General features: G+C 46.3%; 25 protein-coding genes and 1 pseudogene. 20 read left to right on the top strand and 6 right to left on the bottom strand.

The window, feature by feature from the left end; genetic code table 11:
- Window positions 1-5: 5 nt before the first annotated feature.
- Window positions 6-398 carry a sigma W pathway protein YsdB gene (ysdB, locus tag C1T29_RS16370; protein ID WP_003229493.1) on the bottom strand — a complete coding sequence of 131 codons (393 nt, stop codon included), beginning with the start codon at window positions 396-398 and terminating at the stop codon, window positions 6-8.
- A 183-nt stretch (window positions 399-581) separates the two neighbouring features.
- On the opposite strand from ysdB, the gene C1T29_RS16365 reads away from it, so the two are divergent.
- The 17 genes and pseudogenes from C1T29_RS16365 (at window position 582) to C1T29_RS16290 (ending at window position 17,799) form a co-directional block, all read left to right on the top strand.
- On the top strand, window positions 582-1,667 hold the full coding sequence (locus C1T29_RS16365) for a M42 family metallopeptidase (RefSeq protein ID WP_103749917.1): 1,086 nt from the start codon (window positions 582-584) through the stop codon (window positions 1,665-1,667).
- Between the two features lie 196 nt (window positions 1,668-1,863).
- The gene (gene abnA / locus C1T29_RS16360; RefSeq protein WP_103749918.1) at window positions 1,864-2,835 is read left to right on the top strand and encodes an arabinan endo-1,5-alpha-L-arabinosidase AbnA; all 972 of its coding nucleotides are present in this window, start codon (window positions 1,864-1,866) and stop codon (window positions 2,833-2,835) included.
- A gap of 181 nt (window positions 2,836-3,016) precedes the next feature.
- Entirely contained in the window at window positions 3,017-4,507 is a 1,491-nt protein-coding gene (gene araA, locus C1T29_RS16355) for an L-arabinose isomerase (RefSeq protein WP_103749920.1), read from the top strand.
- Window positions 4,508-4,520: 13 nt separating this feature from the next.
- On the top strand, window positions 4,521-6,203 hold the full coding sequence (gene araB / locus C1T29_RS16350; protein ID WP_103749921.1) for a ribulokinase: 1,683 nt from the start codon (window positions 4,521-4,523) through the stop codon (window positions 6,201-6,203).
- Between the two features lie 16 nt (window positions 6,204-6,219).
- Window positions 6,220-6,909, top strand: a complete 690-nt coding sequence (gene araD, locus C1T29_RS16345; protein ID WP_069839697.1) for an L-ribulose-5-phosphate 4-epimerase — start codon at window positions 6,220-6,222, stop codon at window positions 6,907-6,909.
- The gene (gene araL, locus C1T29_RS16340; RefSeq protein ID WP_095432506.1) at window positions 6,887-7,705 is read left to right on the top strand and encodes a sugar-phosphatase AraL; all 819 of its coding nucleotides are present in this window, start codon (window positions 6,887-6,889) and stop codon (window positions 7,703-7,705) included. Before araD ends, araL begins: the two co-directional genes overlap by 23 nt.
- On the top strand, window positions 7,702-8,886 hold the full coding sequence (egsA, locus tag C1T29_RS16335) for a sn-glycerol-1-phosphate dehydrogenase (protein WP_103749922.1): 1,185 nt from the start codon (window positions 7,702-7,704) through the stop codon (window positions 8,884-8,886). Before araL ends, egsA begins: the two co-directional genes overlap by 4 nt.
- A gap of 30 nt (window positions 8,887-8,916) precedes the next feature.
- Window positions 8,917-10,218, top strand: a complete 1,302-nt coding sequence (locus C1T29_RS16330) for an arabinooligosaccharides ABC transporter substrate-binding protein AraN (RefSeq protein WP_069150032.1) — start codon at window positions 8,917-8,919, stop codon at window positions 10,216-10,218.
- A gap of 35 nt (window positions 10,219-10,253) precedes the next feature.
- Window positions 10,254-11,195 carry an arabinooligosaccharides ABC transporter permease AraP gene (locus C1T29_RS16325; protein ID WP_095432403.1) on the top strand — a complete coding sequence of 314 codons (942 nt, stop codon included), beginning with the start codon at window positions 10,254-10,256 and terminating at the stop codon, window positions 11,193-11,195.
- A complete protein-coding gene (araQ, locus tag C1T29_RS16320; RefSeq protein ID WP_040082200.1) occupies window positions 11,196-12,041 on the top strand; it encodes an arabinooligosaccharides ABC transporter permease AraQ in 846 nt (281 codons plus the stop codon).
- 18 nt (window positions 12,042-12,059) lie between these two features.
- A complete protein-coding gene (gene abfA / locus C1T29_RS16315) occupies window positions 12,060-13,562 on the top strand; it encodes an alpha-L-arabinofuranosidase AbfA (protein WP_095432402.1) in 1,503 nt (500 codons plus the stop codon).
- A gap of 151 nt (window positions 13,563-13,713) precedes the next feature.
- The gene (locus tag C1T29_RS16310; RefSeq protein WP_095432401.1) at window positions 13,714-14,040 is read left to right on the top strand and encodes a PadR family transcriptional regulator; all 327 of its coding nucleotides are present in this window, start codon (window positions 13,714-13,716) and stop codon (window positions 14,038-14,040) included.
- Window positions 14,037-14,591: an HAAS signaling domain-containing protein gene (locus tag C1T29_RS16305; RefSeq protein WP_095432400.1), complete on the top strand. Its 555-nt coding sequence runs from the start codon at window positions 14,037-14,039 to the stop codon at window positions 14,589-14,591. Before C1T29_RS16310 ends, C1T29_RS16305 begins: the two co-directional genes overlap by 4 nt.
- Window positions 14,588-15,478 carry a DUF4097 family beta strand repeat-containing protein gene (locus C1T29_RS16300; RefSeq protein ID WP_095432399.1) on the top strand — a complete coding sequence of 297 codons (891 nt, stop codon included), beginning with the start codon at window positions 14,588-14,590 and terminating at the stop codon, window positions 15,476-15,478. The genes C1T29_RS16305 and C1T29_RS16300 overlap by 4 nt, the downstream gene beginning before the upstream one ends.
- 111 nt (window positions 15,479-15,589) lie before the next feature.
- Window positions 15,590-17,386, top strand: coding sequence for a carbon starvation protein CstA (gene cstA, locus C1T29_RS16295; protein WP_103749923.1), 1,797 nt, complete (start codon window positions 15,590-15,592; stop codon window positions 17,384-17,386).
- Window positions 17,329-17,516, top strand: a pseudogene (locus C1T29_RS24875) (hypothetical protein). The gene cstA and the pseudogene C1T29_RS24875 overlap by 58 nt, the downstream one beginning before the upstream one ends.
- Window positions 17,431-17,799 (top strand): VOC family protein, encoded by a 369-nt coding sequence (locus C1T29_RS16290; protein WP_227099012.1) that lies wholly within the window; start codon window positions 17,431-17,433, stop codon window positions 17,797-17,799. Before C1T29_RS24875 ends, C1T29_RS16290 begins: the two are co-directional and overlap by 86 nt.
- Window positions 17,800-17,837: 38 nt before the next feature.
- On the opposite strand, the gene C1T29_RS16285 is transcribed toward C1T29_RS16290, so the two are convergent.
- From C1T29_RS16285 to sspI, 4 genes are all read right to left on the bottom strand, one after another.
- Entirely contained in the window at window positions 17,838-19,172 is a 1,335-nt protein-coding gene (locus C1T29_RS16285) for a (Fe-S)-binding protein (RefSeq protein ID WP_103749924.1), read from the bottom strand.
- The gene (gene glcD / locus C1T29_RS16280) at window positions 19,169-20,581 is read right to left on the bottom strand and encodes a glycolate oxidase subunit GlcD (RefSeq protein ID WP_095432395.1); all 1,413 of its coding nucleotides are present in this window, start codon (window positions 20,579-20,581) and stop codon (window positions 19,169-19,171) included. Before glcD ends, C1T29_RS16285 begins: the two co-directional genes overlap by 4 nt.
- Before the next feature lie 102 nt (window positions 20,582-20,683).
- A complete protein-coding gene (locus C1T29_RS16275; protein ID WP_103749925.1) occupies window positions 20,684-21,790 on the bottom strand; it encodes a CdaR family transcriptional regulator in 1,107 nt (368 codons plus the stop codon).
- A gap of 68 nt (window positions 21,791-21,858) precedes the next feature.
- Complete coding sequence (gene sspI, locus C1T29_RS16270) at window positions 21,859-22,074, bottom strand: small acid-soluble spore protein SspI (protein WP_003222464.1); 216 nt, start codon at window positions 22,072-22,074, stop codon at window positions 21,859-21,861.
- 118 nt (window positions 22,075-22,192) lie between these two features.
- On the opposite strand from sspI, the gene C1T29_RS16265 reads away from it, so the two are divergent.
- Window positions 22,193-22,939, top strand: a complete 747-nt coding sequence (locus C1T29_RS16265; RefSeq protein ID WP_014664902.1) for a TrmH family RNA methyltransferase — start codon at window positions 22,193-22,195, stop codon at window positions 22,937-22,939.
- A gap of 66 nt (window positions 22,940-23,005) precedes the next feature.
- Here the strand turns inward: C1T29_RS16265 and C1T29_RS16260 are convergent, their stop codons facing one another.
- Complete coding sequence (locus C1T29_RS16260; RefSeq protein ID WP_071577091.1) at window positions 23,006-23,212, bottom strand: hypothetical protein; 207 nt, start codon at window positions 23,210-23,212, stop codon at window positions 23,006-23,008.
- Between the two features lie 80 nt (window positions 23,213-23,292).
- Between C1T29_RS16260 and pheS the strand changes: the two genes are divergently transcribed.
- Window positions 23,293-24,327 (top strand): phenylalanine--tRNA ligase subunit alpha, encoded by a 1,035-nt coding sequence (gene pheS / locus C1T29_RS16255; protein ID WP_071581560.1) that lies wholly within the window; start codon window positions 23,293-23,295, stop codon window positions 24,325-24,327.
- Between the two features lie 15 nt (window positions 24,328-24,342).
- The gene (gene pheT / locus C1T29_RS16250) at window positions 24,343-26,757 is read left to right on the top strand and encodes a phenylalanine--tRNA ligase subunit beta (RefSeq protein WP_103749926.1); all 2,415 of its coding nucleotides are present in this window, start codon (window positions 24,343-24,345) and stop codon (window positions 26,755-26,757) included.
- Window positions 26,758-26,801 lie beyond the last annotated feature (44 nt).

Raw genomic sequence — 26,801 nt, 5'->3', positions numbered from 1 at the left:
GCGTTTTAACGCTCTTCTGCTTTTTTTGCAAGTTTAATGGGCTGGTCCCAGTCAATTTTACAATTTGGATATCGTTCCAGCACTTTTTCTTCAATGTTCTCAAAATCTTTTGCAGAGAAATGCTTCAGCTTCTCAGGAGATTCTGTCCAGACAAAGATGGTGTGGATAAACAGTGGATGATCCTTGGAAGGAATATGCTTTTCTCCTTCAAAAAGCACGCCTTTATACGTCAGCTGAAAGTTCTTTCGGGTATTGTTCTGTTCATCGATAATATAAAAATGTTCTTTTGATTGGGCCAGCTTAAGCCTTCTCTTTGGATTCGCGACATATTTGACCACGGCATAAATACAATAAGCAAAAAGTGCAAGCAAAATAATCCTTAGAACCATGACAAACATTGTGTGAAGGCACCTCCCTTATTGTGATGATCTGATGTAATACGAAGAGCATAGAAAAAAGTTTCACTTTTTCTAAAAGAAAGTTCTAAAAACATATACCCGATTTTCAAGTGAAATAGTCGTATGGTTAGCGCCATGTTTTGTATAATAAGAATGCAGGACTGATGAAGGAGGGTTTGGAACATGGAAAAATTAGATAAAACATTGACCATGCTGAAAGATTTAACAGATGCAAAAGGCATACCGGGCAATGAAAGAGAAGTAAGGCAAGTGATGAAATCATACATAGAACCATTTGCTGATGAGGTGACAACAGATCGCCTGGGCAGTTTAATTGCTAAAAAAACTGGTGCAGAAAACGGCCCGAAAATTATGATCGCCGGACATTTGGATGAAGTGGGCTTTATGGTGACACAAATCACAGATAAAGGCTTTATCCGTTTTCAAACCGTTGGCGGCTGGTGGGCTCAGGTTATGCTTGCCCAGCGCGTCACCATCGTCACGAAAAAAGGAGAAATCACAGGGGTTATCGGATCTAAGCCGCCTCATATTTTGTCTCCTGAAGCAAGAAAAAAATCAGTGGAAATAAAAGACATGTTTATTGATATCGGAGCTTCAAGCCGGGAAGAAGCCTTGGAGTGGGGCGTGCTTCCGGGAGATATGATTGTTCCGCATTTTGAATTTACGATCATGAACAATGAAAAATTCCTGCTCGCAAAGGCTTGGGACAATCGCATCGGCTGTGCGATTGCAATTGATGTGTTAAGAAACTTACAAAACACTGATCATCCAAACATTGTGTATGGCGTCGGAACCGTGCAGGAGGAAGTCGGCCTGAGGGGAGCGAAAACGGCTGCACACACCATTCAGCCTGATATTGCGTTTGGGGTTGATGTAGGAATCGCAGGAGACACGCCTGGCATTTCCGAGAAGGAAGCGCAAAGCAAAATGGGTAAAGGCCCGCAGATTATCGTTTACGATGCATCTATGGTCTCTCACAAAGGTTTGCGCGATGCAGTTGTCGCTACCGCGGAAGAAGCAGGCATTCCGTACCAATTTGATTCGATTGCCGGCGGCGGAACTGATTCGGGAGCCATCCATTTGACGGCAAATGGCGTTCCTGCGCTGTCCATTACCATCGCAACGCGCTACATTCATACGCACGCAGCCATGCTCCACCGTGATGATTATGAAAACGCAGTTAAGTTAATTACAGAAGTCATTAAGAAGCTAGATCGTAAAACGGTTGATGAAATTACGTACCAATAAAGATACGGAGGAATCCGCCTGTTTAGGCGGATTCTATTTTTTTGTCTGTACAAATTACCGTGGAGTAACTACAATAAAGAGGATACCGAAATTGTCCTGTACATGAAGATCTACGATACGCAGCTCATTTGAAAGGAAGGGAGGGTAAACAATCTATTTTGTAAGCGCTTTCTAATATAAGGGAGGATGAACAAAATTGAAAACAAAAAAAACATGGAAACGTTTCTTTCACTTTTCGAGTGCCGCTCTGGCTGCAGGTTTGATATTCACTTCCGCTGCTCCCGCAGAGGCCGCGTTTTGGGGTGCATCCAATGAACTGCTTCATGACCCGACTATGATTAAAGAGGGGAGCTCATGGTATGCGCTCGGCACAGGGCTTACGGAAGAACGGGGACTGCGGGTGTTGAAGTCTTCAGACGCTAAAAATTGGACCGTACAAAAATCTATTTTCAGCACACCGCTATCGTGGTGGTCCAATTATGTGCCGAATTACGAGCCAAACCAATGGGCGCCGGACATCCAATACTATAACGGAAAGTACTGGCTGTATTATTCTGTTTCTTCTTTTGGAAGCAATACATCTGCCATTGGCCTGGCATCTTCCACAAGCATCAGTTCGGGGAGTTGGAAGGACGAGGGCTTGGTGATTCGTTCGACAAGCTCAAATAATTATAACGCCATTGATCCGGAGCTGACATTCGACAAGGATGGCAACCCGTGGCTCGCGTTCGGCTCGTTTTGGACCGGCATTAAGCTGACCAAGCTTGATAAGAATACGATGAAGCCTACAGGCTCGCTCTATTCGATTGCAGCCAGACCGAATAATGGAGGTGCGCTGGAAGCCCCTGCTCTTACGTATCAAAATGGTTACTACTATTTAATGGTTTCATTTGATAAATGCTGTGCCGGCGTAAACAGTACGTACAAAATTGCTTACGGAAGATCTAAAAACATTACAGGCCCTTATCTTGATAAAAGCGGAAAAAGCATGCTCGAAGGCGGAGGCACCATTTTGGATTCGGGCAATGATCAATGGAAAGGACCTGGAGGCCAGGATATTGTAAATGGAAACATTCTTGTTCGCCATGCCTATGATGCCAATAACAACGGCATTCCGAAGCTTCTTATCAATGATTTGAATTGGAGCTCGGGCTGGCCGTCCTATTGAATCAAAAAGCCGGGGGCAGAGCCCGGCTTTTTTTAAAAGAAAAGATTGACAGTGTAATAGTCAATTACTATAATAAAGTTGTTCGTACAAATTGTTATTTACAGGTTTGTTTTTTATCATTAGTACGTATCTTTTTCTTGTGTTTGAAAGCGTTTTATTTTATGGGAAAGGGGCAGTTTACATGCTTCAGACAAAGGATTATGAATTCTGGTTTGTGACAGGAAGCCAGCACCTATACGGGGAAGAAACGCTGGAACTGGTGGATCAGCATGCGAAAAGCATTTGTGAGGGGCTCAGCGGGGTTTCTTCCAGATATAAAATGGTTCATAAGCCCGTCGTCACTTCACCGGAAACGATTAGAGAGCTGTTAAGAGAAGCGGAGTACAGTGAGACGTGCGCTGGCATCATTACATGGATGCACACATTTTCCCCTGCAAAAATGTGGATAGAAGGCCTTTCCTCTTATCAAAAACCGCTTTTGCATTTGCATACCCAATATAATCGCGATATTCCGTGGGGTACGATTGACATGGATTTTATGAACAGCAACCAATCCGCGCATGGCGATCGAGAGTACGGTTACATCAACTCGCGAATGGGGCTTAGCCGAAAAGTCATTGCCGGCTATTGGGATGATGAAGAAGTGAAAAAAGAAATGTCCCAGTGGATGGATACGGCGGCTGCATTAAATGAAAGCAGACATATTAAGGTTGCCAGATTTGGAGATAACATGCGTCATGTCGCGGTAACCGACGGAGACAAGGTCGGAGCGCATATTCAATTTGGCTGGCAGGTTGACGGATATGGCATCGGAGATCTTGTTGAAGTGATGAATCGCATTACGGACGACGAAGTTGACACGCTTTATGCGGAATATGACAGATTATATGTGATCAGCGAGGAAACAAAACGTGACGAAGCAAAGGTAGCGTCCATTAAAGAGCAGGCGAAAATTGAACTAGGCTTAACCGCTTTTCTTGAACAAGGCGGATACACAGCGTTTACGACATCGTTTGAAGTGCTGCACGGAATGAAACAGCTGCCGGGACTTGCCGTTCAGCGCCTGATGGAGAAAGGTTACGGTTTCGCCGGTGAAGGGGATTGGAAGACAGCGGCCCTTGTACGGATGATGAAAATCATGGCCAAAGGAAAAAGAACTTCCTTCATGGAAGATTACACGTACCATTTTGAACCGGGAAATGAAATGATTCTGGGCTCTCACATGCTTGAAGTGTGTCCGACTGTCGCTTTGGATCAGCCGAAAATCGAGGTTCACCCGCTTTCGATCGGCGGCAAGGAGGACCCTGCGCGTTTTGTATTTAACGGCATCAGCGGTTCGGCCATTCAAGCCAGCATTGTTGATATTGGCGGGCGTTTCCGCCTTGTGCTGAATGAAGTCAACGGCCAGGAAATTGAAAAAGACATGCCGAATCTGCCGGTGGCCCGAGTTCTCTGGAAGCCGGAGCCGTCATTGAAAACAGCAGCGGAGGCATGGATTTTAGCCGGCGGCGCACACCATACCTGCCTGTCTTATGAACTGACAGCGGAGCAAATGCTTGATTGGGCGGAAATGGCGGGGATCGAAAGTGTTCTCATTTCCCGTGATACGACAATTCATAAACTGAAACACGAGTTAAAATGGAACGAGGCGCTTTACCGGCTTCAAAAGTAGAGGGGGATGTCACATGGCTTACACTATAGGGGTTGATTTTGGAACTTTATCTGGAAGAGCGGTGTTGGTTCATGTCCAAACAGGGGAGGAACTTGCGTCTGCTGTAAAAGAATACAGGCATGCTGTCATTGATACCGTCCTGCCCAAAACGGGCCAAAAGCTGCCGCGCGACTGGGCGCTGCAGCACCCTGCTGATTATCTCGAAGTCTTGGAAACAACCATTCCGTCTTTACTTGAACAGACGGGCGTTGAACCAAAAGACATTATCGGAATTGGGATTGATTTCACGGCATGTACAATCCTTCCTATTGACAGCAGCGGACAGCCGTTGTGCATGCTGCCTGAATATGAAGAGGAGCCGCACAGCTATGTGAAGCTCTGGAAGCATCATGCGGCACAAAAACATGCTGATCGGCTCAATCAAATCGCGGAAGAAGAAGGAGAGGCTTTTTTACAGCGGTACGGAGGAAAAATTTCATCAGAATGGATGATTCCAAAGGTCATGCAAATAGCTGAGGAAGCGCCTCACATTTATGAAGCGGCTGACCGGATCATCGAGGCTGCGGACTGGATCGTGTACCAGCTGTGCGGCTCGCTCAAGCGAAGCAACTGTACTGCAGGGTATAAAGCGATTTGGAGTGAAAAAGCGGGATATCCAACAGATGGTTTCTTTGAGAAATTGAACCCTTCAATGAAAACGATTACAAGAGATAAATTGGCAGGGCCGATTCATTCAGTAGGGGAAAAAGCCGGCGGCCTGACTGACAAAATGGCAAAGCTGACAGGGCTTCTTCCGGGAACGGCTGTTGCGGTTGCCAATGTGGACGCTCATGTTTCCGTGCCGGCGGTCGGTATCACAGAGCCAGGGAAAATGCTGATGATTATGGGAACCTCAACGTGCCATGTTCTTCTTGGTGAAGAGGTGCATATCGTTCCAGGAATGTGCGGCGTTGTGGACAACGGAATTCTCCCGGGCTATGCGGGATATGAAGCCGGACAGTCCTGTGTTGGCGATCATTTTGACTGGTTTGTGAAAACGTGTGTTCCGCAAGCGTATCAAGAGGAAGCAAAGGAAAAAAACATTGGCATTCATGAGCTGCTGAGTGAGAAAGCAAACCATCAAGCGCCGGGTGAAAGCGGCCTGCTTGCTTTAGATTGGTGGAATGGCAACCGTTCAACTCTTGTTGATGCGGATTTAACAGGGATGCTGCTTGGCATGACCCTGCTGACGAAGCCTGAAGAGATTTATAGAGCGTTAGTTGAAGCGACAGCCTACGGAACACGGATGATTATCGAAACGTTCAAAGAAAGCGGGGTTCCGATTGAGGAGCTGTTCGCAGCCGGCGGAATTGCTGAGAAAAACCCGTTTGTCATGCAGATTTATGCGGATGTGACAAACATGGACATTAAAATCTCTGGTTCACCGCAAGCCCCAGCCTTAGGATCTGCCATTTTCGGCGCGCTAGCCGCAGGCAAAGAAAAAGGCGGATACGACGACATCAAAGACGCAGCGGCGAACATGGGAAAACTGAAAGATATATCTTATACGCCAAATGCCGAAAATGCCGCCGTCTATGAAAAATTGTACGCTGAATATAAAGAGCTGGTTCATTATTTCGGAAAAGAAAACCATGTCATGAAGCGTCTGAAAACGATCAAAAATCTTCAATTTTCATCTGCCGCCAAAAAGAATTGATAAAGGGTGATGGAGCATGCTTGAAACATTAAAAAAAGAAGTGCTGGCTGCCAACCTGAAGCTTCAGGAGCATCAGCTGGTAACCTTTACGTGGGGAAATGTCAGCGGCATTGACCGTGAAAAAGAAAGAATTGTCATCAAACCTAGCGGAGTCGAATACAGCGACCTGACAGCAGAGGACTTGGTTGTTTTGAACCTTGAAGGAGAAGTCGTCGAAGGCTCGCTTAAGCCTTCTTCAGATACACCTACCCATGTTTATTTATATAAAGCTTTTCCGAATATCGGGGGAATAGTTCATACCCATTCTCAATGGGCGACAAGCTGGGCGCAATCAGGCAGAGACATTCCGCCTTTAGGCACGACTCATGCTGATTATTTTGACAGTGCGATTCCGTGTACTAGAGAAATGTACGATGAAGAAATCATTCATGAGTACGAATTGAATACAGGAAAAGTCATAGCGGAAACCTTTCAGCATCATAACTACGAACAGATTCCGGGTGTGCTCGTGAATAATCACGGACCGTTCTGCTGGGGAACGGATGCCTTAAATGCCATTCATAACGCAGTTGTATTAGAAACGGTTGCCGAAATGGCCTATCACTCCATTATGCTGAACAAGGATGTAACCCCAATTAATACAGTCCTGCATGAAAAGCATTTTTATCGAAAACACGGAGCAAATGCGTATTATGGCCAGTCATGATACGCCTGTGTCACCGGCTGGCATTCTGATTGACTTGGACGGTACTGTATTCAGAGGAAATGAATTGATTGAAGGGGCAAGAGAAGCGATCCATACACTTCGGGGAATGGGGAAGAAAATCGTCTTTTTAAGCAATCGGGGGAATATCTCCCGTGCCATGTGCAGAAAAAAACTTCTTGGAGCGGGGATTGAAGCGGATGTAAACGACATTGTTCTGTCGTCGAGTGTAACGGCGGCCTTTCTGAATAAACATTATCGTTTTTCAAAGGTATGGGTGCTTGGAGAACAAGGTTTGGTTGACGAGCTGAAACTGGCCGGTGTGCAGCGTGCGAACGAACCGAAGGAAGCGGATTGGCTCGTCATCTCCCTTCACGAAACACTTACGTACAAAGATTTAAATCAAGCCTTTCAAGCGGCTGCCGGCGGCGCTCGTATCATTGCTACAAACAAAGACCGCTCTTTTCCGAACGAAGATGGAAATGCTATTGATGTGGCCGGAATGATTGGGGCGATAGAGGCTTCCGCTCAAGCGAAGACTGAACTTGTTGTCGGAAAGCCGTCTTGGCTGATGGCTGAGGCTGCCTATACAGCAATGGGGCTGTCCGCACATGAATGCATGATTATAGGAGACAGCATTGAATCTGACATTGCAATGGGAAAGCTTTATGGCATGAAAAGCGCCTTAGTGCTTACTGGTTCTGCGAAACCGGGAGAACAGCGTTTGTATACGCCGGATTATGTGCTGGAGTCCATAGAGGATGTAACCAAATTGGCTGAGGAGGGGATTCTGATATGAATCGTATCGCAGCTGACGTTCAGCGTGCTTTTGAACACGCCGGAGAAGAGACGTCTCCTATAGAAGTTGAAGAAATTGTCCTCGGTAAACAAGCAGCTGATTCGCTTTTGGATTATGTAAAACGAAAAAACTACAAACATATTGTCCTTCTTTGCGACGCGAATACACACCGCATTGCAGGAATTGATTTGGAAAACCGACTGAATCAAGCAGGATTTCAGGCCGAGTGCCTGATCATTCCAAAAAATGAAGCCGGAGATGTGACAGCTGATGAACGATCACTCATTCATGCGCTGATCCATACGAAACAAACAATGGATGTCATGATTGCAGTCGGTTCGGGCACGATTCATGATATCGTCCGCTTTGCGGCGTTTCAGAGAGAGTTGCCGTTTATTTCTTATCCGACTGCTCCATCTGTAGACGGTTTTACGTCAGCCGGGGCGCCGATTATTTTATACGGCACGAAAACAACCATTCAAACGAAGGCCCCATCTGCGCTGTTCGCTGATCTGGATCTATTAAAAGCGGCACCGCAATCAATGGTGGCGGCTGGCTTTGGTGACATGCTCGGTAAAATAACATCTTTAGCAGATTGGGAAATATCCCGGCATCTTGCCGGCGAGCCTTATTCGCCAGCAGGAGCTAAGATCGTTCAGGAGGCGCTTGACGCCTGTATCGCACACACAGAAGACATCGCGCTGAAAACGGAAACTGGCATACGGGTTTTGATGGAGTCTTTAATCGTATCTGGGCTTGTCATGCTGGCCTTAGATCATTCCCGTCCGGCATCAGGCGGCGAGCATCATATTTCACATTGGATTGAGATGGAATTAATGGAGAAAAAACGGCCTCAGATTCTTCATGGGGCAAAGGTGGGCTGTGCCGCTGTTTTATTAACTGACACATACAGAAAGCTCGCAAAGGATGAGGGATTGAACGAATTTTCACCAAGCCGGCGGCAAGCCATTCAATCGGCTTATCAAACACTCCCGGAAGGAAAAGTGCTCGCTGATTGGCTGAGATCAGCCGGAGGCCCTGCGTATTTTGACGAAATCGGTGTCGGGCAGGATTCCGTCAAAAATGCCTTCAGACACGCGCACACCTTAAGAGACCGCTGCACCGGATTAAGAATGATCAATGAAAACAAAACGCTGATCAATCATGGTCTATATGAATAGCCCGCACCTCGAATGGAAGGGGTAACGCAGATGAAAAAAATGACTGTCTGTTTTCTTGTGCTCATGATGCTGCTGACATTACTCATTGCCGGGTGTTCAGCAGAAAAATCATCCGGCAAATCGGGTGAAACTGAGCTGACCTTTTGGACATTTAACGGGCTTCATGAGCAGTTCTATGTGGAAATGGTGAAGGAATGGAACAAAAAATATCCTGACCGCAAAATTAAGCTGAATACGGTCGTTTATCCGTATGGGCAAATGCACGATAACTTATCTATCTCCTTAATAGCGGGAGAAGGCGTCCCTGATATTGCCGATGTCGAATTGGCCCGTTTTTCAAACTTTTTGAAGGGCTCTGACATACCGCTTGCCGACTTGACTCCACTGATTGAAAAGGACCGCGATAAATTCGTAGAGGCGCGGCTGACCTTGTACAGCAAAAACGGAAAGCTTTACGGACTCGATACGCATGTAGGGACAACAGTCATGTTTTATAACATGGATGTGATGAAAAAAGCCGGCGTCAATCCTGACGATATTAAAACATGGGATGATTACCATAAAGCCGGACAGAAAGTGCGCAAAGTGACCGGGAAGCCGATGGGAACGGTGGAAACAAATGATTCCGGAACCTTCTTATCTATGATTTCACAGCAAAACTCAGGCTATTTTGATAAAAACGGCAAGCTGATCCTCAATAATGACACCAACGTAAAAACACTTCAATATTTAAAAGACATGATCAATGATAAAACGATGATTCCTGCTCCAGGCGGGGGGCATCACAGTGAAGAATACTACGGTTTTATGAACCAAGGAGGAGCTGCTTCAGTCCTCATGCCGATTTGGTATATGGGAAGATTTATCGATTATATGCCTGATCTGAAAGGGAAGATTGCCATCAGACCGCTCCCGGCATGGAAAGAGGGGGGCGACCGCTCGGCAGGCTTGGGCGGTACGGCAACCGTTGTACCGAAGCAATCCAAGCATGTTGAGTTAGCAAAAGAGTTTTTGGCCTTTGCGAAGGGCTCTAAAGAAGGAAATAAAAAACTCTGGAGCGTACTCGGGTTTGACCCGCTTCGCTGGGATGTTTGGAGCTCCAAGGAATTGAAAGAGAAAAACAAATACACGGATTACTTCCAAAACGGAACAGGCATTTTTTCTGTGCTGCTCGATATCAAGGATGAAATCAATCCAATTTATTTACATGAGGATTTTGCCAAGGCTTCAGACCTTGTCAACAGAAGCGTATTGTTCGACGCGCTTAAATCTCAGCAAAAAACGCCTAAACAAGCCTTGGACAGAGCAGCAGGTGAACTGAAACAGAAATAGAATCCCATTCAAAAAGTGAAAGCGGGGAGGTTCTCATGAAACCTGTGAAAACGGGAACGGTTCATCCCGTTCCTTCAGTTGCGAAACAATCAGGCTGGCGAGATCTATTTTATTCGAAAAAAGCGGCGCCCTATCTGTTTACAGCGCCATTCGTTTTATCCTTTCTCGTATTTTTTCTATACCCCATCATTAGTGTCTTCATCATGAGCTTTCAAAGAATTTTGCCGGGAGAGGTGTCGTTTGTCGGATTTTCTAATTATACAGCGCTAAACAACCCGACGTTCTATACCGCCCTTTGGAATACGCTGGAATACACCTTTTGGACGCTGATCGTGCTGATTCCTGTCCCATTGCTTCTGGCCATATTCCTGAATTCAAAGCTGGTCAAATTTCGAAATATATTTAAATCAGCGCTATTCATACCGGCATTGACCTCCACCATTGTCGCGGGGATCATTTTTCGGCTGATCTTCGGAGAAATGGAAACGTCTCTGGCTAACTCCATCCTACTCAAACTCGGCTTATCACCTCAGAACTGGATGAACAATGAACATACCGGCATGTTTTTGATGGTGCTGCTTGCTTCGTGGAGATGGATGGGAATCAACATCCTTTACTTTTTAGCAGGCCTGCAAAATGTGCCGAAAGAGCTGTACGAAGCTGCTGATATAGACGGGGCGAATACGACGAAAAAATTCCGACACATTACGCTGCCGTTTCTCAAGCCTGTTACCGTATATGTGCTGACCATCAGCATTATCGGCGGCTTCAGAATGTTTGAGGAAAGCTACGTGCTTTGGCAGAATAATTCCCCGGGTAATATTGGTCTGACTCTTGTCGGATATTTGTATCAGCAGGGGCTTGCCTACAACGAAATGGGGTACGGAGCGGCCATCGGCATTGTGCTTTTGATTGTGATACTTGTTGTCAGCCTGATTTCATTAAAGCTGTCAGGCTCGTTTAAGGGGGAGGGATAAATGTTGCGGAACAGTCCTCAGTTTAGCGTTTACAGAATTGCGCTGACTCTGTTTTTTATGATGCTGAGCCTATTGTATATTTTTCCGATTTTCTGTTTGCTTTTAGGATCCTTAAAGCCGTCATCTGAGCTTTTGCGTGTGGGGCTGAATCTTGACATTGATCCTAAAGTAATGAGTCTTGATAATTATACATTTCTGTTTAACGGCGGCAGCATTTATTTCAAATGGTTCTTTAACAGCCTTGTGCTTGGGCTTTTCACAACCGTGCTCACCCTGTTTTTTTCTTCGATGATCGGGTACGGGCTTGCGGTTTATGATTTTAAGGGCAGAAGTATCATCTTTGTTCTTGTGCTGATTATCATGATGGTTCCGCTGGAGGTCATGATGCTTCCTCTGTTTAAGCTTACCGTCGGACTGCACTTGATCGATTCGTATACGGGTGTCATATTGCCGTTTATCGTTTCACCTGTTGCCGTATTCTTTTTTAGGCAATATGCGCTTGGTCTTCCAAGGGATCTGTTGGATTCTGCAAGAATGGACGGCTGTACGGAATTTGGCATCTTTTTCAGGATTATGGCACCGCTGATGAAACCGGCTTTCGGCGCGATGATCATCCTTCAGTCCTTAAACAGCTGGAACAATTTCTTGTGGCCGCTGATTGTGCTTCGGTCGAAAGAAATGTTTACGCTTCCAATTGGTCTGTCCAGCTTGCTGAGCCCTTATGGCAACAACTATGACATGCTTATATCTGGCTCGGTATTTGCGATTTTGCCTGTCATTATCATTTTCTTGTTTTTCCAAAAATACTTTATCTCCGGCCTGACGGTAGGGGGAGTCAAAGGTTAATGAAGGAGGAAACGTGTGATGAAAAAAGCACGAATGATTGTAGACAAAGAATATAAAATCGGTGAAGTAGATAAACGGATTTACGGATCGTTTATCGAACATATGGGGCGTGCGGTATACGAAGGCATATATGAGCCTGATCACCCTGAAGCGGATGAAGATGGGTTTAGAAAAGATGTCCAGTCGCTGATCAAAGAATTACAGGTTCCGATCATCCGCTATCCGGGCGGAAACTTTTTATCCGGATACAACTGGGAGGACGGTGTCGGACCAGTTGAAAATCGCCCGAGACGGCTTGACTTGGCATGGCAAACGACAGAAACCAATGAAGTGGGAACAAATGAATTTTTAACTTGGGCAAAAAAGGTGAACACCGAGGTCAATATGGCCGTCAATCTCGGCACAAGAGGCATAGATGCCGCCCGTAATCTCGTTGAATATTGCAACCATCCGAAAGGCTCTTATTGGAGTGATTTAAGAAGATCACATGGCTATGAACAGCCGTACGGCATCAAAACATGGTGCTTAGGAAACGAAATGGATGGACCGTGGCAGATCGGCCACAAAACAGCTGATGAATACGGACGGCTAGCCGCAGAGACAGCAAAGGTCATGAAATGGGTTGACCCATCAATTGAACTTGTTGCCTGCGGCAGCTCAAACAGCGGTATGCCGACCTTTATCGATTGGGAAGCGAAGGTGCTTGAGCATACGTACGAGCATGTTGACTATATCTCTCTTCACACCTACTACGGAAACCGGGATAACAATCTGCCAAACTACTTGGCCCGTTCCATGGATCTGGATCATTTCATTAAATCTGTCGCCGCAACCTGTGACTATGTAAAAGCAAAAACACGCAGCAAGAAAACAATCAATCTCTCTCTGGATGAATGGAACGTATGGTATCACTCAAATGAGGCTGATAAAAAAGTCGAGCCGTGGATCACTGCGCGTCCGATTTTAGAGGATATTTACAATTTTGAAGATGCCTTATTAGTCGGCTCTCTCCTCATTACGATGCTGCAGCACGCAGATCGCGTGAAAATCGCGTGTCTTGCGCAGCTTGTCAATGTCATCGCGCCGATCATGACGGAAAAAGGCGGAGAAGCATGGAGACAGCCGATTTTCTATCCATACATGCATGCTTCTGTTTACGGAAGGGGCGAGTCACTGAAACCGCTTATTTCTTCTCCGAAGTACGACTGTTCTGATTTTACTGATGTGCCATATGTTGATGCTGCTGCTGTGTACTCTGAAGAGGAAGAAACCCTCACTATTTTTGCGGTAAACAAGGCTGAGGATCAGATGGAGACGGAGATTTCGCTCAGAGGCTTTGAATCCTACCAAATCGCAGAGCACATCGTGCTTGAGCATCAGGATATCAAAGCGACAAACCAGCATAACAGAAAAAATGTCGTCCCGCATTCCAACGGAACATCGTCTGTCAGCGAAAACGGCTTAACTGCTCATTTCACGCCGCTTTCCTGGAATGTGATCCGCCTGGAAAAACAGTCATAAGAGAAGCAAAGCCGGAGATCTCTCTCCGGTTTTTCTTTTTTTCTCAGTAGATATCATTCAGTACCTTGTAATGTTCAGTAGTGGATGTTACCATATGGATAAGTGATGGGAAAAATAAACAAAAATGACCAGCCGCAGGGAGGATCTTATGATGAATGCTCAATTCAAAAAGGGAGCATTAGAGCTATGTGTGCTTGTATTAATATCCGAAAAAGACCAATACGGATATGAGCTTTCTCAAAACATTTCCAGACACATGGCGATAGCTGAAGGCACCTTATATCCTCTTCTCAGGAGACTGACGAAAGAAGAGTATTTAGAAACATATATGGCGCCGTCTTCCGAAGGGCCTGCCAGAAAATATTACACGATGTCAAAGCTTGGTTTCATGCGAATGAAACTGCTGCTGGCAGAATGGAATCAGTTCACAGCATCTGTCAATCAAATCATTGATGAGGCAAGGGGAGGAGAACGATGAATCAAGAACAGTTTTTACAGGAGTTAAGTAAAGCGTTACAGCCGCTTTCTAAAGAAGAGCGGAATGAGGTCTTATTTGATTTTGAAGAACATATTACAGAAGGGATGAAAGAAGGCAGGCCGGAAGCGGACATCATCAGGGAACTCGGCTCCCCAAAACAAATAGCAAAGGAATTGGTGCCAGATGTCACGGGAACTGCTCCAGCAGTGCAGCGCCCTAAGAAGAACCTCTTTCAGATGGCATGTTCAGCAGCAGCGATAAGCATCTTAAATTTGATTTTTGTGCTGGGACCAGCTATTGGCATTTTTGGAGTGTACGTGGGTTTATGCGGGGTGGCGCTTGCACTTTCTGTATCACCAATTATGTTTGTCGGCATGGTGATGTTTCAAATGAATACGCACATGATGCTGGAGTTCTTTTTATCACTCGTGTTTGGCAGTCTGGGGCTGCTCTTGTGTATAGGGCTGTGGCATTTAGGCAAGCTGCTGTATGGCATGAGTTTGCGATATATCAGATATAATTTAAAGCTGGTGACGGGGGCGCAGACATGAAAAAAATCATAATAGGATTGATCGCAGTATTTGCAGTCGGGGTAATCGGGGCTGTCATCTCTGCTGCTACCTCGGATTTTACAAAAGAAGAGGTGAAAGCTGCCGAAACATATGATCCTGCAGATATTAAAAAAATTGAGGTAACAACGAGCTCGATGCATGCAGAGGTCAAAAGCGGGCAAACGGATGATATTCAGGTAGCTGCTGAAGGGCAAGTCAGTGATAAAAGCAAAAAGCTGTTCGATGTGAGCCAAGATGGCAATTCATTAACAATCAATCAAATAGCACGCGAGAATATCATCTCTTTTATACCGTGGGGCAGCGAAAAGGATATGAAAATCACAATCACGATTCCGGAAAAGAAGTATGATGAGATAACCGTAACGACAACCTCTGGCGATATTCTGATAGAAAATACGCAAACAGATCAATCAGCTGCTGACTCTACATCAGGAAATATTGAGCTGAAGCATACACGCATCGAAAACGAGCTGACGCTAAAAACAACGAGTGGAGAAATTCAAACTGACCAAAATTCATTCGGCCAAGGTGAAGTAAAGACAACAAGCGGATCAATAAAAAGCAGCCGCACAACAGCTGAAAAGGTGAACTATAAGACAACTTCCGGGGATATTGATCTTCTTCAGGATCATCAGAACGAAGAGATCGACATCGTCACTACGAGCGGAAGTGTGTCAGTAGAGTATCAGAAAGAACCTGCATCTTTGGCAGTGGATTTTCAGGCTGACTCAGGTGATGCCGCGGCCAATCTCGATCACATCTTGTATAAAGAAAAATCAGAGCACCGTATTGTAGGTTATGTAGGTGATAGCCCCTCTAACCATTTAAAAGTTCGTACAACATCTGGAGACATTGAACTAAACTAACTGCCACGAGCCGGCCCATCCCAGCCGGCTTTTTTGTATAGGAAAAAATGACCGCTTTTCCCCATGAAATTATGATATATTTATGAAAAACAGCAAAGGGGATGGGAGAAAATGAATGCGGTTACAATTGTGATAGCGTCAATGTGTATTTTGGCTATTGCCTATCGTTTATACGGAACATTTATGATGGTGAAGGTTCTCAAAGTGAATGATGACAAGCCGACACCCGCTCACACGCTTGAGGATGGGAAAGACTATGTGCCTACAAATAAATGGGTTTCGTTCGGCCACCATTTTGCCGCGATCGCAGCGGCCGGGCCGCTGGTCGGACCAATTCTGGCGGCGCAGTTTGGCTATTTGCCGGGGCTATTGTGGCTGTTAATCGGGGCGGTAATAGGGGGAGCCGTCCATGATATTGTTGTGCTGTTTGCATCAATGCGCAAAAACGGAAAATCGCTGTCGGAAGTGGCGAAGGATGAGCTTGGCCCTGTTGCCGGCTTTTGTACGGGACTGTCCATGCTGTTTATTATCACGATTACGATGGCAGGTCTCTCGATGGTCGTGCTGCACGCGCTTGAACGCAATCCGTGGGGGACATTTGCGGTAGGGATTACGATTCCGATTGCGATGGGCGTGGGCTTATTTTATAAGAAAACGGGAAATTTAAAGCTCGCGTCAACGGTCGGTTTTCTCTTTTTAATGACAGGAGTCTTTATCGGCCCATGGGTACAGACTACCACGCTCGGTGACTTTTTAACACTAGATACGAAAACGCTTGCAATCGCGCTTCCTGTTTATGCGTTTTTTGCCGCTGCGCTTCCTGTTTGGCTGCTTCTCGCACCGCGTGATTATTTAAGCAGCTTTATGAAAATCGGTGTTTTTATCGCTTTGATTGTTGGTGTGTTTGTCGTCAATCCGTCCATTCCGTTTCCTGCGTTTACAGAATTCGTAAAAGGCGGCGGGCCTGTGCTGGCAGGACCTGTCTGGCCGTTCATCTCAATAACCATTGCCTGCGGGGCGATCTCTGGGTTCCATGCCTTTGTCGGCTCAGGAACGACACCGAAAATGCTGAATAAATGGAGTGATATGAAGCCGGTGGCGTTTGGCGCAATGCTTGTTGAGTGTCTTGTCGGCATCATGGCACTGATTGCGGCAACCGCCTTACAGCCTGCTGATTACTTTGCGATTAACAGCACGCCGGAGGTTTTCCGTACGCTTGGCATGAATGTCGTCCATCTGCCTGAATTGAGCAGGGAAATCGGCTTGGACTTAGAAGGGAGAACTGGGGGAGCCGTCACGCTTGCGGTGGGTATGACTTATATTTTTACCGGAATGCCATTTTTCAGCCATTTGGCCTCATACTTTTTCCAATTTGTCATTATGTTTGAAGTGGTATTTATTTTAACAGCTATTGACGCCGGTACACGTGTTGCCCGTTATTTGATCCAGGATTTCTTCGGAGAGGTGTATAAACCGCTGAAGAAAACAGACTGGATTCCGGGCTCTGTATTTGCCAGCGCGCTTGCCTGTTTGATGTGGGGGTACTTGCTGTATTCAGGAGATATCGGTTCCATTTGGGCGCTGTTCGGCGTTTCCAATCAGCTGATGGCGTCAGTAGGGCTGATTATCGGAGCGACCATCGTGTTGAAAATCGCCGATAAACGCCGATACATTTTGACATGTCTTATCCCGCTTGCCTATTTATATGTCACTGTCAACTATGCGGGCTATTGGATGGTGCGCCATGTATATCTTAATCCTGAAGCAGCAGGATATAGTGTATTGAATGGCGTATTATCTATCATCATGCTGGTGTTAGGCTTCATCATTATTGTGGCGGCCGTGAAAAAGTGGGCGCAGATGTGGAGAGATCCGAGTTTAAGGATGGAAGCATCTATACCGGGCTAGGAGGACTATTGAAATGCTGAGGGGGCGTGGCAATGAACCTATCAATGAAATATCTTATTCTATACGTATCGGACAGCAAGCGGGCTATTCATTTTTATCGGGATATTTTAGGACTGCCGATTCGTGCTGAACACGGCACATATGTCGAATTTGAAACAGGATCGACGATATTGGCCCTTAATACGAGGGAAAGCGCCAGAGACATCACAGCGCTGGATATTCCGGAAACATCTGCTTCAAACACATTTGAAATCGGGTTTGTTACTGAAAATGTAGAAACTGTCATCAAAAGGATGAGAGAACAAGGCGTCTCGATTATCGGGGAGCCGAAAGTGAAACCATGGGGGCAGACGGTCGCCTATATCGCAGATCCAGATGGACATTATATCGAAATTTGCAGTCCGATGGAATAACGAACAAAAGCCCAAAACAATTTCTGTTTTGGGCTTTCTCATGTTGTTTTCTGCCCGGTTGCTTCTAATAGCAAATCAGCCAGATGAACGGCTCTGACTTTACCGCTTAGTCCTTCACGTTCAATCCCGAGCTTCATCTGCAGCAGGCAGCCGGGGTTTGCTGTTACAATGAGGATCGCTTCGGTTGCTTTGACGGCAGCCATTTTACTGTCCAGTATTTTCATAGACATTTCAGCTTCGACGATGTTGTAAATTCCCGCTGATCCGCAACAGCTGTCTGCTTTCTCCATTTCTCTGAATTCAGCTCCTTTGATGCTCTGGAGCAGCTGGCGGGGCTCAAGCGACGTATGCATTACATTTCTTAGGTGGCATGAATCTTGATAGGTAACGACCTGAGGCGTCCTGAGCGCTAAGTCCATTTGATGGAAATCGAGTTCAACCAAAACAGAAGAAAAATCCTTCAGCTTTTGAACAAAAGCGGCGGCACGCTCCGACCACTCCGGTTCATCCTTCAGCAAATGATCATATTCAGTAAGAAAGGCTCCGCATCCTCCTGCGTTTGTGATGACAGCATCCACGTCTAACGCTTCGAAAGCAGCGATATTTTGTTTCGCGAGCTGTTTCCCTGCGTTTTTTTCACCGCTATGCCCATGCAGTGCCCCGCAGCAAGCCTGTTCAGGCGGGATGACAATGTCGCAGCCTGCTAGCTGCAGCAGCTTCAATGTGGCATTGTTAGTCGGTAAAAACATCGTATCCATTAAGCAGCCCGAAAAAAAGGCGACCCGTTTTTTCATGGGGCTAATGGACGGCAGGAAACGCGGCCGATTGTTCATTTCTTTGCTTTTTGGAACATCAGGAAGAACAGCCTCCATCGTCCGCAAATGCTCAGGCAGGACGCGAAGCATACCGGTTTTTCGCACAGCGGTTTGCAGTCCTGACCGCTGATACAAACCGATAAGGCTTACAGCTGAGCGCATGCGGTTTTGGTGCGGAAACAGCTCGTGAAAAGCCGTCTTTCGCATGACACGTGCGCCAAGCGAGTGTTTTTTATTTTGGTGGATAATATCTCTGGCTTCCTCCAGCAGTTGACCGTATTTCACGCCGGATGGGCATACGGGTTCACAGGCTCGGCAGCCGAGGCAAAGTGACAGCGAACGTTCGACATCATCATCCGGTTCAATCATACCGTCCGCCACGGCTTTCATTAAGGCGATACGCCCGCGCGGGGAGTGTGTTTCCTGAAATCCTGATTCGATATAGGTCGGACAGGAAGGGAGACAAAATCCGCAGCGCATACAATTTAATAACTCACCTTCATCCATACGCTCTTTAAATTCATTTTGGATCTGTTTCATTTCTTTTTCTGTTGTCATCTTTGTGCCACCACACGTTTTCTGGCATCTTTTGCAAACACCTTGCCCGGATTTAATATGTTCTGGGGATCAAATGCCGCTTTCAACGCTTTCATCGCATCAATGCCTTCTTTTTTCAGCTTCATTTCCAAGTAAGGCGCTTTCATGGCCCCGACTCCGTGCTCTCCGGTTATCGTGCCGCCAAGTTCAATCGCTTTCTCAAAAATCTCGGCAAAAGCCTGTTCAACACGCTCCATCTCATCTTCATTGCGTATATCTGTCGTGCATGTCGGATGGAGGTTCCCGTCTCCTGCATGGCCGAAGGTGCAAATGGAAATATCGTATTTAGCAGCAATATGATTAATCGCTTTGACCATATTGGCGATTTCTGAGCGAGGAACAGTCGCATCCTCTAAAATCGTCGTCGGCTTGAGGCGTGCAAGGGCAGAAAGGGCGGAGCGCCGTGCTTCAGTCAGGGCGAATGCCTCCTCCTCCGTTTGTGCGGTCTGAACGGAAACGGCGTCGCCTTTTTTGCAGATCGCCTCAATCTTTTTCATATCCCGTTCAACGGTTTCAAGCGGCCCGTCTTGTTCAATTAACAGAACTGCTTTTGCGCTTGTCGGAAGTCCGATTTTGGCATAATCCTCAATTACCAATAGTGTAGGCTGGTCGAGAAATTCAAGCGTTGCGGGTATCATTTTCGCGGCAATAATATTCGATACCGTTTGAGCAGCGGCATCGATGCTTTCATAAAGGGCAAGCAGCGTCTTCTTGGTTTCCGGTTTTGGAACAAGTTTGACGATGGCTTCTGTCACAATGCCGAGTGTTCCTTCTGAACCGACAAAAAGACGCGTCAGATCGTATCCGGCCACATCCTTCGCGAGTTTTCCTCCGGTGCGGATGATGTCTCCATTTGCGAGCACAACCTCCAGACCAATCACATAGTCGCGGGTGACGCCGTATTTTAATCCGCGGAGCCCGCCGGAATTTTCATTGATGTTTCCGCCGATGGTTGATATTTTCATAGAACTCGGATCGGGCGGATAAAACAAACCTTTGCTTTCAACCGCGCGGATCATATCCAACGTAATGACGCCCGGCTGAACTGTGGCAGTTAAATTTTCTTCATCAATCTCAAGAATCTTGTTCATGTGCTTAAAGAGAAGCACAAGGCCGCCTTCAGTCGGGCACGTGCCGCCGCAAAGGTTTGTCCCTGATCCTCTCGGAACGATCGGCACGCGATGTTCTCTGCAAATCGTTAAAATTTGTGAAACTTCATCTGTATTCCTAGGCGCAATCACGGCATCAGGCATAGATTGAAACTGCGGCGTCGCATCATAAGAATAAACGAGCCGGCCGGCTTTTGAGTCATCAAAGTTTTCGGGTCCGACGATTTGAATCAGCTGTCCTTTTACATCCTTTGTGATCATTTCACCAATCCCCCTGTTGAAAAACGCTTTCAATCTATTGTAAAAGAAAAAAAGAAAAGCTTTCCATGGAGAAACATACAAAAAATGAAACTAAAACTCTTTCTATTTTGTATCTTGATCTAAAAAATAGAGTGCGACGTACATCGTGACGATGTCCTCGGTGCGGTCAAAATGCAAACCGGTCAGCTGTTCAGCCTTAGCCAGACGATAACGCAATGTATTGATATGAATATGCATATCTTCTGCGGTTTGTTTTAAAGACAAATCATGTAGAAAGAAGGTCCGTATCGTTCTCATTAATTCCTGATGCCGAAGCGTCTCTCCGAATACTCTTTGCGGAAATTCGTTTCTGGTCCCCGGACTGATTTCCGTCAGACACATATCAAGCTTCAGATCCTCTTCGAATATGGGCGTTTTTCGCTTAAGGCTGACAGCCAGCGCTTTTTCCGCTTGCCCGTATGATTCTGTCAGGCTGGAGCTTGCGACAGTCCTTCCAGCGCCAGCTGCTGCCAATTGGCTGTTTGCGGTATTGGCAAACGAACAAATGTGAAGGATCTGCCGTAAAAGCCGATCTCTTTGTTCATGCTGTGGCACTTCGTGATTAATCAAAATCCGTTCATTTCCCCACCTGATGAACAAATCCGCAGGGTACGAGGATTTCCAAATACGTGCCATTTGCTCAATATCATGAGGTGACCACTCATACCCCTGAATCAGAATCATTTGACGCCGGGAGGCAAGGTCCACACCAAGAAGCTGAGCTTTCTCAAGAAAACCCGAAGACCACTCTTTTAATTGCAGCCAATCGATCATAAAAGATTCCAGCATTCTTTCACGCCACTGGGACTGCTCTAAATGCCATGATTCCTTAATGAACAGCTCTGTCATTTTTCGAAGCAGCTCCCCGTAAGGCTGAATCTCAGCGGGCTCACCTGTCAGCCCGAAGACAGCGATCACATCATGATCAGAAAATACTGGGAGGTTGATGCCCGCCTTTACTCCTTTTAACCTTTTTTCATCTTCCTTTGTAATAATGACGCTGCGTTTTTCTTTTGCACAGAGAAGCGCTCCCTCATGAAATTGTCCGACCCGCTCATCGTTTGTGCTCGCCATAATAAGGCCATCCGTGTTTACGATAATGACCTCACGTTCGTACATTTTTTTGACTTCAGCAATAATTTTTTTCGCTAATAATGGCTGTAAAAACATGGCGTTCCCCCTCATCATGCTTTTATTATATAAGAAAAAAACCGGGCGCAGTCACCCGGTTTCATGTCTTATTGGGCGGGTTTTAATCCGCCTTCAAGCGTTTTCAGCATTTCGTTTTTCTCACTTTCGGATGCGTGCTGCCAAATGACTTCAAATAAAACGCCGAGCCCTGGAAGCATTTTTTCTTCACCGCTTTGAATCGCATCTACAATTGTATGCTCAAGCTGTTCCTGATTATTGCCGGTTACGTTGGCAATGACGGCATGACGTAAATTAAGATCCATGTAAAACGCTCCTTTTCCTAAAATGTAATACGTATATTCTAACCCTGCATCTGGTTTATTATGTGCTGTTCTTGCGATATAATAACATCATGTTAAAAAAAGGAGCGCCACACAGACAGTGAAACATATAGAATCAGCAAAAAACCAAAAAGTGAAGGATTGGAAAAAGCTTCACACAAAAAAAGAACGAACAAAAACAAATACATTTCTGATAGAGGGAGAACACCTCGTTGAAGAGGCGCTGAAAAGCCCGGGTACGGTGAAAGAAATTCTTGTAAAGGATGAAACAAAGATTCCTTCAGATCTTGAGGCGGGTATCCAATGCTATGTGCTGAGCGAAGATGCGTTCTCAGCTGTGACTGAAACCGAAACGCCGCAGCAGATTGCCGCCGTATGCCATATGCCTGAAGAACAGCTGGCAACGGCACGTAAGATGCTGCTGATTGATGCCGTTCAAGATCCGGGAAACCTAGGCACAATGATTCGAACGGCTGATGCGGCCGGTTTGGATGCAGTTGTACTCGGTGACGGCACGGCTGACGCCTTTAACGGAAAAACACTGCGATCTGCGCAAGGATCTCACTTTCATATTCCTGTTGTGAGAAAAAACCTGCAGTCATATGTGGACGAATTGAAGGCAGAGGGCGTAAAAGTGTACGGCACGGCGCTGCAAAACGGAGCGCCTTACCGGGAGATCCCTCAGTCTGAATCCTTTGCGCTCATTGTAGGAAATGAAGGCGCAGGGGTGGATGCTGCATTGCTGGAAAAAACGGATTTGAACCTGTACGTGCCGCTTTACGGACAGGCTGAATCACTAAACGTCGCAGTTGCGGCTGCCATCCTCGTGTATCACTTGCGAGGATAGTGTTGCGCCAAGCGGTGGATTTCTCTATAATAGAACATAATATTTCAAAAACCGTGACAGAGGACCTCAATTTCTGATCAACTGCTTTCCAGGGAGAAAATGCCGCTGACTGAGAGCATTTTTAACGCAGCCGGAAATTGGCTTCACCTCTTGAGTTGTCGCCGGGACCGCGCACACTGCGCGTAAAGGTGAACCGGAATCTGATTCCGTTATGTCAATGAAGCTGACGACAGCATCAGTCTGTCTGAAATAAGGGTGGTACCGCGGCCACAACTCGTCCCTTGTACAAGGGACGGGTTTTTTTGTTTTCCAAAGACATATGACGGTTTGTTTACATAAAAGGAGGATGCAAAATGGAAGAAAAGCTAAAACAGCTGGAACAAGAAGCCATAGAACAAGTAGAAGCAGCAAGCTCATTAAAGGTTGTCAATGATATTCGGGTGCAATATCTCGGAAAAAAAGGGCCGATTACAGAAGTGCTGCGCGGAATGGGCAAGCTTTCTGCTGAGGAACGTCCAAAAATGGGGGCGCTCGCGAACGAAGTAAGAGAGCGTATCGCTAATGCGATTGCTGACAAAAACGAGAAGCTTGAAGAAGAGGAAATGAAGCAGAAGCTTGCGGGACAGACAATTGACGTCACGCTGCCTGGGAATCCTGTTGCAGTCGGCGGCCGCCATCCGCTCACTGTTGTCATTGAAGAAATTGAAGATTTATTTATCGGGATGGGCTACACAGTCGAGGAAGGGCCAGAGGTTGAAACGGATTACTACAATTTCGAATCGCTTAACCTGCCAAAAGAACACCCTGCGCGCGATATGCAGGACAGCTTTTACATCACAGAGGAAACTTTGATGAGAACGCAAACTTCTCCTGTCCAAACACGGACGATGGAAAAGCATGAAGGCAAAGGGCCTGTTAAAATCATTTGCCCGGGTAAAGTTTATCGCCGTGATAACGATGACGCGACGCACTCTCATCAATTTATGCAAATTGAAGGGCTTGTCGTTGACAAAAACATCAGCATGAGTGATTTAAAAGGAACGCTTGAACTCGTTGCGAAAAAAATGTTCGGGCAAGACCGCGAAATCAGACTCCGCCCAAGCTTCTTCCCGTTTACTGAGCCTTCAGTAGAAGTGGATGTGACATGCTTTAAATGCGGTGGGAACGGCTGCTCAGTATGTAAAGGAACAGGCTGGATCGAAATCCTCGGCGCCGGCATGGTTCACCCGAATGTGCTTAAAATGGCTGGCTTTGACCCGAAGGAATATCAGGGCTTCGCATTCGGAATGGGTGTTGAGCGCATCGCGATGCTGAAATACGGCATTGATGATATCCGCCACTTCTATACAAACGATGTCAGATTTATTTCGCAGTTTAAACAGGCGTAAGAGGAGGATGCAAGGATGTTTGTTTCTTATAAATGGTTAGAGGATTATGTTGATTTAAAAGGCATGGACCCGGCTGTTCTTGCTGAAAAAATTACAAGAGCCGGTATTGAGGTTGAAGGAATTGAATACAAAGGAGAAGGCATCAAAGGCGTTGTCATCGGCCATGTGCTGGAGCGCGAGCAGCATCCGAATGCTGATAAACTGAATAAGTGCCTTGTGGATATTGGAGCTGAAGCCCCTGTACAAATCATTTGCGGCGCGCCGAATGTGGATAAAGGACAAAAAGTCGCGGTTGCAACAGTCGGAGCGGTGCTGCCGGGCAATTTCAAAATCAAAAAAGCTAAGCTTCGCGGTGAAGAATCAAACGGCATGATCTGTTCCTTACAGGAGCTTGGTATTGAAAGCAAACTTGTGGCGAAGGAGTATGCAGAAGGCATTTTCGTATTCCCGAATGACGCTGAAACAGGAAGCGATGCCTTAGCGGCTTTACAGCTTGACGATGCGATTCTTGAGCTGGGTTTAACGCCAAACCGCGCGGATGCCATGAACATGCTTGGTGTTGCTTACGAGGTTGCCGCGATTTTAGATACTGAAGTAAAGCTTCCGCAAACGGATTACCCGGCTGCTTCAGAACAAGCGTCTGATTACATTTCAGTCAAAATTGAAGATCAAGAAGCAAACCCGCTGTACACTGCAAAAATCATTAAAAATGTCACGATTGCTCCGTCACCGCTTTGGATGCAGACAAAGCTGATGAATGCAGGCATTCGTCCGCACAACAACGTCGTTGACATCACAAATTTTGTCCTGTTGGAATACGGACAGCCGCTTCACGCGTTTGATTATGACAGATTTGGCTCTAAGGAAGTCGTAGTAAGAAAAGCAGCTGAGAATGAAATGATCGTCACTCTTGATGATCAAGAACGTAAGCTGTCTGCCGATCACCTTGTCATTACAAACGGAACGAAAGCGCAGGCCGTTGCCGGTGTCATGGGAGGAGCAGAGTCAGAGGTTCAGGAAGAGACGAAAACGATTTTGCTTGAGGCTGCTTATTTCAACGGGCAGACGGTTCGCAAGGCTTCCAAGGACCTTGGTTTGAGAAGTGAATCAAGCGTAAGGTTTGAAAAAGGAATTGATCCCGCACGCGTACGACTTGCAGCAGAACGGGCTGCACAGCTGATTCATCTGTATGCCGGCGGTGAGGTGCTTGCTGGAACGGTTGAGGAAGATCACCTGACAATCGAAGCAAATAACATTCACGTGTCTGCTGACAGAGTGAGCAGCGTTCTAGGCATGACGATCAGCAAGGAAGAACTGATCAGCATTTATAAACGTCTTGGTTTTACGGTTGGTGAAGCGGATGATCTTCTCGTTGTGACCGTCCCATCACGCCGCGGCGACATTACAATAGAAGAGGATTTAATCGAAGAAGCGGCAAGGCTGTACGGCTACGATAACATTCCGTCTACGCTTCCTGAGACAGCGGGAACAACAGGCGGATTAACGCCATATCAAGCAAAACGCCGTAAAGTCAGACGTTTCCTTGAAGGCGCAGGCTTATCCCAAGCCATCACTTACTCATTGACAAATGAGAAGAAAGCGGCAGCGTTTGCGATTGAAAAATCACTGAACACTGTGCTTGCGCTTCCTATGAGTGAAGAAAGAAGCATTCTCAGACACAGTCTTGTTCCGAATCTGCTTGATTCTGTTTCTTACAACCTCGCGAGACAGACTGATTCAGTTGCACTGTACGAAGTCGGCTCCGTTTTCCTGACGAAGGAAGAGGACACAAAACCTGTTGAAACAGAACGCGTGGCAGGAGCTGTTACCGGATTATGGCGCAAGCAGCTATGGCAGGGTGAGAAGAAACCAGTTGATTTCTTTGTTGTCAAAGGTATTGTCGAAGGGCTGTTAGACAAACTCAACGTCCTAGACAGCATTGAATTTGTACAGTCTGAACGCAAACAGCTGCACCCGGGCAGAACAGCGAACATTTTACTGAATGGCTCTCTGATCGGCTTCATCGGCCAAGTCCACCCTTCATTGGAAAAAGAACTGGATATAAAGGAAACATACGTATTTGAGATTGATCTTCATGCGTTACTTGCAGCAGAAACAGCACCGCTTGTTTACACGGCGATTCCGAAATATCCGTCTGTTACACGTGATATCGCTCTTGTAACAGATAAAACCGTCACAAGCGGCCAGCTCGAGAGCGTCATTAAAGAGGCCGGCGGCAAGCTTCTGAAAGAGGTAACCGTATTTGACGTATACGAAGGAGAGCATATGGAGGAAGGCAAGAAGTCTGTCGCTTTCTCACTCCAGTATGTTAACCCTGAACAAACACTGACTGAAGAAGAAGTGACAAAAGCGCACAGTAAAGTGCTGAAGGCGTTAGAAGACACATATCAAGCTGTTTTAAGAGGCTGATAAAAAAGCGTGCAGAGAAATCTGCAAGCTCAGCGTCTTGGCAA

The organism is Bacillus sp. MBGLi79 (assembly GCF_002953915.1).
Note: the sequence above shows the minus strand (reverse complement) of the source record. Positions and strands in the feature narration are given on the sequence as shown.